Source organism: Psychroserpens sp. (assembly GCF_045105015.1).
Classification (GTDB): Bacteria; Bacteroidota; Bacteroidia; order Flavobacteriales; family Flavobacteriaceae; genus Psychroserpens.
The window spans coordinates 1-9,005 of sequence record NZ_JBGCCX010000183.1 but is presented as its reverse complement, the minus strand read 5'-3'; the positions used below and the strand labels follow the sequence as shown (position 1 = coordinate 9,005).

9 protein-coding genes and 1 pseudogene are annotated in these 9,005 nt (G+C 32.5%); 9 read left to right on the top strand and 1 reads right to left on the bottom strand.

Features of this window, described 5'->3' with window-relative positions; translation table 11 throughout:
* Positions 1 to 844, bottom strand: a pseudogene (locus AB8B90_RS13885) (hypothetical protein); the annotation flags it as partial.
* Positions 845 to 1,209: 365 nt separating this feature from the next.
* Between AB8B90_RS13885 and AB8B90_RS13880 the strand changes: the two are divergent.
* From AB8B90_RS13880 to AB8B90_RS13840, 9 genes are all read left to right on the top strand, one after another.
* Positions 1,210 to 2,286, top strand: a complete 1,077-nt coding sequence (locus AB8B90_RS13880; RefSeq protein ID WP_405338101.1) for a DegT/DnrJ/EryC1/StrS family aminotransferase — start codon at positions 1,210 to 1,212, stop codon at positions 2,284 to 2,286.
* Positions 2,287 to 2,346: 60 nt separating this feature from the next.
* The gene (locus tag AB8B90_RS13875) at positions 2,347 to 3,159 is read left to right on the top strand and encodes an aldolase/citrate lyase family protein (protein WP_405338098.1); all 813 of its coding nucleotides are present in this window, start codon (positions 2,347 to 2,349) and stop codon (positions 3,157 to 3,159) included.
* Positions 3,160 to 3,161: 2 nt separating this feature from the next.
* A complete protein-coding gene (locus AB8B90_RS13870; RefSeq protein WP_405338095.1) occupies positions 3,162 to 3,623 on the top strand; it encodes a MaoC family dehydratase in 462 nt (153 codons plus the stop codon).
* Positions 3,620 to 4,528: an HpcH/HpaI aldolase/citrate lyase family protein gene (locus AB8B90_RS13865; protein WP_405338092.1), complete on the top strand. Its 909-nt coding sequence runs from the start codon at positions 3,620 to 3,622 to the stop codon at positions 4,526 to 4,528. Before AB8B90_RS13870 ends, AB8B90_RS13865 begins: the two co-directional genes overlap by 4 nt.
* A 3-nt stretch (positions 4,529 to 4,531) precedes the next feature.
* A complete protein-coding gene (locus AB8B90_RS13860) occupies positions 4,532 to 5,200 on the top strand; it encodes a hypothetical protein (protein ID WP_405338089.1) in 669 nt (222 codons plus the stop codon).
* 76 nt (positions 5,201 to 5,276) lie between these two features.
* Positions 5,277 to 6,410: a glycosyltransferase gene (locus AB8B90_RS13855; RefSeq protein ID WP_405338086.1), complete on the top strand. Its 1,134-nt coding sequence runs from the start codon at positions 5,277 to 5,279 to the stop codon at positions 6,408 to 6,410.
* Positions 6,385 to 7,821 (top strand): lipopolysaccharide biosynthesis protein, encoded by a 1,437-nt coding sequence (locus AB8B90_RS13850; protein ID WP_405338083.1) that lies wholly within the window; start codon positions 6,385 to 6,387, stop codon positions 7,819 to 7,821. The genes AB8B90_RS13855 and AB8B90_RS13850 overlap by 26 nt, the downstream gene beginning before the upstream one ends.
* A complete protein-coding gene (locus tag AB8B90_RS13845) occupies positions 7,821 to 8,672 on the top strand; it encodes a hypothetical protein (protein WP_405338080.1) in 852 nt (283 codons plus the stop codon). The genes AB8B90_RS13850 and AB8B90_RS13845 overlap by 1 nt, the downstream gene beginning before the upstream one ends.
* 78 nt (positions 8,673 to 8,750) lie before the next feature.
* Positions 8,751 to 9,005: hypothetical protein (locus tag AB8B90_RS13840; protein WP_405338077.1), on the top strand; the 255-nt coding region annotated here is incomplete at its 3' end.

Sequence of the window (9,005 nt, the reverse complement as noted above, 5' to 3'; positions counted from 1 at the left end):
ATTGTGTTGCGTAGCCATTGATATCTGCTGCATCTCCACTTATTAAAACTACATCAAAACTAGTTGCTACTGCATCTGGGTTGATTATGGTGAACTCTAATTCAAAAGTGCCAACGTCTTCTGAAACTGATATAGAACTTCCAATAAATTCAACTTCGGTATCGCTTACACCTCCTGAGATGGTAAAAGCCGTAGTTGAATATGGTAAAAGTGTTTCCCCATTTCCTGTATCTGTTGTCCAATTCGTGTTGTCGCCAAGTAAAGCTAAATAGTCTGAAAACAAAGCTTCCGTGTCTCGGCCACCTGAGTAAGCACCACCATCTGGACTACCCGAATTAAAAAAGTTGATAAACGTTGTGCCAAAGGTTAATCCAGTATTGCTAAATCCAGCACCTTCATTATTGGCTTCATTTTGAATTCCAGCTAACCAAACAGTTACGGTATCTTCATCTGTGCCTTGATAAGCATAAAGCGCATCTCCACCTCCAGCTAAATTCATTCCGGTGTCAACACCAACATTGAGAGTTCCAATAGAAGCTCCAAAACTTGTGTTTCCAGCGCTATCGGTATCAGTAAAAGTTACAATGGTTCCCGCAGAGATAATTGAAGCTCCAGAATCCCATACCAATTTTCCTTCTCCTGTTGTAAGCGTTGTCGCCGTATCAGGTTCGTTATCTGTGAAATAGATAATTGTATTTACAGGAATATCGACTAATGCAACAATTGCAAAATCATCATCGCCATCTGCATTGAAGCCCGTAAATGCAATGTCTCCAGTGTTTAATTGCGCAAAGCCTAAGCCACTGGTAGCTATAGCTAATAAAAGGGTGTAAATTTTTTTCATAATGTTAATCAATTAGTTTTAAGAACTACGAAACTATTTTAGTTTAGTTGGTTGTAGATATAATAGCAGTTACAAATATAATATAAACGCGAAGCCTTAAGAAGTCTAGATATTAACAAATGATTAATTTATTTTTAATTTTTTTGGATTAAATCGCTTCCTAATTAAGGTGTTTTATAGATGTTTGATATCAAATACGGTTCTGTTTCATTAAAAAAATAGTGTTCATAATTTTTTTTATCCAAATTTTATCTAAGCTACATAATTAGAATATATTTGCTTTCGGACTTAAAATAAATGCGGAGCAACTTTTAGTTAAGTATTTTTCTCCGTATTATTGACAATTAGCTGACTAGCCAAAAATAATGATTACTGTTACAAAAACCTTTTTTCCTCCAATTGAAGAGTATCATAAGCAAACGCAACGTATTTGGGACAACAAATGGTTGACCAACAATGGTGAATTGTGTAAAGAGTTGACTTCCAAATTAAAGTCATATTTAGGAGTTGAACAGATGATTCTTATGACCAACGGCACATTGCCTATTCAAATTGCTTTAAATGCATTTGGTAACGAAGGTGAAGTTATTACAACTCCTTTTTCATATGTAGCAACTACGTCTGCAATTGTATGGGAAAAATGTACGCCTGTTTTTGTTGATATTCATCCAGATTACTTAACCATAGATGAGACGAAAATTGAAGCTGCTATTACAGAAAAAACATCAGCTATTTTAGCAACACATGTCTATGGGAATCCTTGTGATGTAGAAGCCATAGAGCGTATTGCTAAAAAGCATAATTTAAAAGTGATCTATGATGCTGCACATAGTTTTGGTGTAACATATAAGGGAAAATCGATGTTTAATTATGGTGATGTAAGCACTTCTAGTTTTCACGCTACAAAGTTATTTCATACTGGAGAAGGTGGTGCACTGTTTTGTAATGATGAAGCCTTGTTTCATCAAATGCACTTCAGGCATAATTTTGGCCATGATGGTAAAATTGATTTTCATGGTGTTGGGATTAATGCCAAAATGAGTGAGCTACAAGCAGCTATGGGATTATGCGTTTTACCGTACATGGGTCAAATAATTTCAAATAGAAAACGTATTTGTGATTATTATGACAAGCATTTGAATTTTGAAAAATTACAATCGTTAAAGATTAGACCAGAGACACAATGGAATTACGCTTATTATCCCATCTTTTTTGAATCTGAAGATAAGTTGTTGGAGGTTGAACGTATTTTAAATGATAATGCTATTTTACCCAGACGTTACTTTTGTCCCAGTTTAAATACATTAACCTACCTAAATAGGGAAGATAAATGTCCTGTTTCTGAGAGTATAGCTTTGAGAGTTATCTGTTTGCCTTTGTATTTTGGACTTGAAGATAAAGAACTGAGAAAGATTGTTGAACTTGTAAACAAAGTAGTTTAAATTTGGTCTCTATATAGAGCCTGTAATACTTTTGCCACCGAACTCTAATTAGGATTTATAATGTTGGAAAGTTATTTTTTTGTACCTGGCGATAAGAAACGGTTTATTGATAACATCAAAAATCTTTCTGCAGATTACTTCGTCATAGATCTTGAAGACGCAGTTTCTACAAACAATAAAAATAAAGCCCTTCAGGAAATTAAAAGCTTATCCATAAATAAAAATACATTTGTTAGAGCACCTTTTTTAGATGATGATTATACTGAGGAAGAATTGTCTTATATCATTGAGAAATTTGAAGGCAGATTGGCTCTCCCAAAAATCAAAAACATAGAAGATTTAGATTATATAGTGTCTTTAAACTCAAAAGACATTACATTGAACATTATTATTTTAGTTGAAAATCCACAATGTTATATTAATATCAAAGAAATTTTACAAAAACACCATCACAGTATCACTGCACTCGGCTTTGGGAGTCATGATTTTTGTTCTATTACAGGAATGCAGCACATAGATGAAAATTTAATTCATTACAAAAAAGAATTATTAGTGCATGCCAAAGCATTTGAAAAAAAATTCATTGATACTGTAGATCTAGATTTACAAGATTTTTCTGTATTTAAGGAAGAGTGTTTTGAAGCGTTTCAAAATGGAGCAGATGGTAAATTTATAATTCATCCTTCTCAGTTAGAGGCAATGCAATTGATTACTTATTTTTCTGAAGAAGAATTGAAACAAATAAAGAAAGTATATGAACATATCACTTCGGTTGATTCGGATGATGTTGACATATTAAAAGTTGATGGCGTTGTTTATGAAAAGCCTCACATCAAAAGGATAAAAACCATAATTAAAAAATTAAATTTGTAAGGATGGAAGCAAACAAGATGGGCAATTATTTCGAAGATTTTATAGTCGGAGAGGAAATAATTCATACACAATCTAAAACCATTTTTGAATCAGACAATAATATTTTTTCATTGCTAACGATGAATCATCATCCAGTGCACATAAATGTAGATTATTGCGAGCAAAATCAGCACGGAAAGGTTTTGGTTCCCGGAACTCTAGTGTTTTGTTTAGCGGTCCATTTAACAGTGTTAGACGTTAGTGGAAAAGCTATTGCAAACCTAGGATATGAGAATATAGAACATTTACATCCCACATTTATTAATGACACCATTTACAGCAGAACCAAAGTGTTAGATAAAAGAGAATCGAAATCTAAAAACGATAGAGGTATTGTGTATGTTGAAACCGTGGGATATAACCAAGATGGAAAAGACGTTATTCGATTTAGAAGAAATATTTTAATTAAACGAAACCAATCATGAAAAGGGATTTAAAAATATTGAGAAGCTTAATGTTTGTGCCTGGGCATAACGAAAAGTTAATTGATTCAGCAGCAAGAAGTAATGCCGATATGTTGTTGTTTGATTTGGAAGACAGCGTTCAGCCACCAGCAAATAAGCCAAAAGCAAGAAAATTAATTGCAGAAAAAATTAAAGAGTCAAAGTTTGATCGCTTTCCAAAATTTGTGCGACTTAATGAAATTGAAACGGAGTTTTTTCTTCAAGATGTTTTGGAAATGACAAAAGCACCATTAGATGGTTTCTTACTCCCAAAAACAAATACAAAAGAGGATGTTGTTTACCTAGATAACTTATTATCATCAATCGAAAAAGATCAAGGACTTGAGCATGGCACATTTGCAATTATACCCATTTTAGAAAGCGCTAAGTCAATTGTTAATATGAATGACATCGCACTAGCTTCAGATAGGATCATAGCTTTAGGGTTTGGTTCAGAAGATTATGTATCTGATATACAGGGAGTTCGTGATTTTGAAACCAATTACAGTATAGAGTATCCAAGGTGTTTAGTCCCTATTGTAGCCAGAGCTCACGGATTGGAAGCCATAGATGCCGCTTACATTAAAGTTCATGATCTTGAGGGATTAGCTACGCATTTACAAATGGGTAAGACACTTGGGTATGGTGGTATGTGGGTATTACATCCTAAGCAAAACGACATGGTTAATGAAGTGTATTCTCCAACACAAGAAGAATATGAAAATGCCAAGGAATTTTTAAGATTATATGAGGAAGCTAAGCGCATAAATAAAGGCGTAGCAATCATCGAAGGAAAATTTGTTGGACCGCCTTTAATTACAAAATCAAATGATATTATTAGCAGAGTGGAATCCATAAACAAACGAAATCAAGAGTTTAATTCATAAAGAATGGAGAAGGTAATTATTATTGGAGGAAAGAGTTCGGCAACTTTAATTGCAGACAATTTATACGATGCTCAGCACAGGTTTAATGTGAAAGCTGAGTGTATTGGTTTTGCTTATGATGATGTTCCAGTTGGAGAAGAAATTAACGGATTTCCCGTGGTTTCTAAGGTAAAAGATCTTTTTGATAAGTACGAAAAATTTAAGGATGTAAAGTTTATTTATCAATCTTACGATATTCGCGACATGGTAAATGCAATTACTCAAAAAGATGCATTAGGAATTCCTGACGATCGCTATTATACGTTTATTCACCCAAGTTGTATGATTTCTAGAAGTGCTACTGTGGGTGTTGGATCCTTGATTTTGCCGCATTGCGTTGTCAATCCAAAGGCTAAAATTGGAAAGTTTAACTCTATTATGAGCGGCGTGACTATTGGTCATGATGCTGTAGTAGGAGATTATAATTTAATTGCTACACAAGCCATTATTGCCAATGTTAATATGGGAAGTAGAAATTTTGTAGGCATTAATGTTACGACAAATAATAAAATAGATATCGGAGACGACTGTATGATAGGAATGGCCTCAAACGTCGTAAAAGATGTACCATCAGGTACCAAATGTTTTGGAAACCCAGCTAAGGCTGTAGATACTCCAAAAAGGTTGAGGTGAGTCTATTTTAGCCAAAATTAACCCAAAGATCATGTCAAAAATGTTTCAGAAGCTCCTTTATATTTCTCCTCGAGACATGAGGAAAAATAGATCAGATGCCGTGCATATTATGCATAGTTGCGAAGCATTTTCTAAAAATGGACTTCAAGTCGAGTTATTGACTCCAAAAGTTGAACGTAAATTGTATGAAATTCAATTTTCTGAAATTTTTGACCTTTACAAAATGAAGCCTAGTTTTAAAATAACTGAGCTGCCAACTAAATTTCTTGAGGATACAGACCAAAAAGATTCTAATTGGAAAATTGGTTTTGAAAAATTTAAAGAAAGTTTTAGGTTTGTTTTGAAACATAGAAAACGATTTGATTATGATATCGTTTATAGCAAATGCTTTATTTCTACATTGCCATTTTTATTCCTAAAAAGGTTAAAATTAATCAAGTCTACGTTTGTCTTTGAAGCGCCTTATGTGAAAGAGTCTTGGTTGCATAGATTTATTGTGAATCATTCCGATTATATAGTTGTGGGAACCACTAGAATGGAAAATAAACTAAAAGCCAATGATAAACATGTCAATAAAGTAATTAGAACACCTCTTAGGTATTATATAAATGAGGAAGAATTACATTTCAACAAGAAGGCATTACGTCAAAAATTCAAATTTCATGAAGATAAAAAGTATGTGTTGTATGCTGGAAAAGCTGGTGTAAAGTCAAAAGAATTACATTACATTATGGATGCTGCAGAGCAACTTCCTGAATACGAATTTGCAATTGTTGGTATTACCGATGGAGCTAAACAAAAATTTGCTGCTAAGAATTTAGAGAATTTAACGTTACTGCCTTTTCAAAAATTAGAAGACTACGATGATTTAGTGAGATCTGCTGATGTTTTAATAGCTTACTATACCAATAGCGAATACAACCGATATTTTTTAGGACCAGGAAAAGCTAGTGCATACTTTAAAAGTAAAAATCCTGTGATATTTTCAGATTTACCGTCGTTAAGAGACCGTTATCATGATGATATGGTTTATTTTATCGAGCCTGATAACTCTGAGTTACTTACTAAAACGATAAAAGAAGTTGTTGAAAACCCTGAATTAAATAAACAAAAAACCGAATCTGCCAAACACCATGTATTAGAGCATTCATTTGAAAAATCTACAAAAAAAGTTTTAGAAGAGATTGAGCGACGGGAGCAAAAAAAATAAAATAATTAAAGGTGGGTTTTACCTAACTATAGTTAACACCCTTTCTCAATTTTTAGCAATTGCTGTTAATATTGTCTTGGCACGACTTCTTTTACCAGAGGATTTCGGTTTGGTAGCACTTACAATGACTTTTATTGGATTTATAGTATTATTTACAAACATGGGGTTTGGTTCTTCAATAATACATGAGACTGAAAGTACTCAAAAAGAGTTGTCTTCTATTTATTGGATTAATCTTGCTTTATCTGTCTTTTCATTTTTAATTATCATCTCAACCGCTAGTTTTGCTGCGGTGTTTTACGAAGAGCCAAAACTGACTCCCATAATTTTAGTTGCATCAATCAATATACTTTTAAGTCCTGTATTTATTGTTCAGTTTAAATTATTAGAACGTGATTTAGAATTCAGAACGATCAGTATTATAAATCTGTCAGGAACACTTATTGGTTCTATTGCTGCTGTAATAGGAGCTTACGCTGGATTAGGCGTTTATGCGCTTGTGATACAGGCGTTAGTGTCTTCCGCAATTAGATTAGTTTTAACGCTCTATCATAAAAGATGGTTGCCAAGCTTTTATTTTAACTTCAAAGAAATTAAGCATATGATTTGGTATTCCTTAAAGTTTAAAGCTTCTAAAACAGCTTTGTATTTTGAGAGAAATATAGATTATTTGATTTTGGGTAAATTTTTCTCAAGCGTTATTTTGGGTTATTATGCATTTTCCTACAATATAATGTATACGCCAGTGAAACGAATTTCTTACATATTTAGTGAGGTGCTGTTTCCTTCATTTTCTTCATTTAAAAATGATAAACAAAAAATTTTAAGGGGCTATTTTAAGTCCGTTAATCTTATTGCACTAGTCTCTGTTCCAGCGATGACTATTTTGGCATTTAACGCAGATTTAATTATTAATGTCGTGTTTGGTAACAAATGGGATGAAGCAATACCTATTGTTCGAATCCTTTGCTTTGCAGGCGCAATTCAATCTGTAAGTCAATTTGGCGGTATCATCTTTTCAAGTATTGGAAAGCCTGAAGTGTCTATGTATGTGTCTATTGGAAGAACTATTCTAACCGCTTCAGCTATAGTTTTAGGTGTTCAGTATGGCGTGCTTTGGGTTGCTTATTTTTTAGTTATTTCTAAAATTTTATCATTTATTCTGTTTTTATTGGTGCTTAATAGGCATATTCCGTTTTCCATAAAACAATTGTTTTTTAGTTTGAAAGGACCATTGGTGTCTTTAATAAGTTTAAGTATTATTTATATATTAGTCTCATTTGAATACATAACCGTAAATCCATCGATGCTTTTAATAGTAATGCTAATAGTCGCTTTTTTAGTATTGTACATATTTGACAAAAAAGCTGTATTTGGAATTTTAAAAGTATTACGAGAAAAAACGAAATAATGACACCAACTGAATCAAAAATAATAACGCTTCAAAAATATGATGGTAGCCTGGATTTGGTTCACAGCATAGAGCGGTTGATTCAAAAGAAATATTCAAACTTATTTCATTCGGTAATTGTTCATGGAAGTGTAGCTACAAACGAAGTTATTCCTTACAGTGATTTTGATGGTTTATTAATAGTAAAAGATGCTTTTGCCAACTCAAATGAACTTAAAAGCTTTAAAAAAGAGTCTTTGAAATTGATTTATAAATTTGATCCTTTACAGCATCATGGTTGGTTTCAAATTTTAGAGTCGCAACTTGATAATTATCCTGAGTATTACTTGCCATATGAAATATTAAACCATTCAAAAAGGATCTACCCAAACGATGAGAGCCTTACCTTGAATTTAATAATAGATTTTGAAGCATTAGATTACAAGCGAAGTCTCAAGCAATTAATTGCAAGTATCAATCAACAAAGTAAAATGGATGTCAACAGCATGAAGCTTTATGATTTTAAAAGTTATTTAAGTAAAATCATGTTGCTACCTTCAATGTATTATGCTGCCAAATACAACAAGGGTGTATTTAAAAAAGAGAGTTTTGATTTAGTGCGTCAAGATTTTAGTGAAAGTGCTTGGTTGTGTATTGAGACAGCATCAGATATTCGTGCAAATTGGACTTATAATCTAAATGGGATTCAAAAGTTTATAATGACTAGGCCTTACAGACCTTTTCGACGTCTTACTAAAAAGGTGGTTTCTCCAAATATAAATACTCAATTCTCAAATAAAATTGATGATACATTTTATAAAAGTTTAAAGGACTTAATTAATACAATTAATAAAGATATATTTGTAGCTTGATTATAATTACAAATGAATAAACAGCTCAAAATACTAAGATATCACTTTCTTAAAAAGGTATTTAAAACAAAAAGAGATGTGCCTATTTATATTTTTGGATATCACAAATGTGGTACAAAATTATTAGGTAAAGTCTTTCTTCAGTTGTGTTTAAAATATGGTTGGGAATTTAAAAGTATTGCTGGTACAACAGATAAGATTCCAAATTCAGATGTAGTATTCTTTTTGCACTCACAAATAGACTATGCTAAGCTTCCAGAGAAGTATATAGGAATTCATATGGTAAGAGATCCAAGAGATATTATTATTTCTGGGTATTTGTATCATAAACGT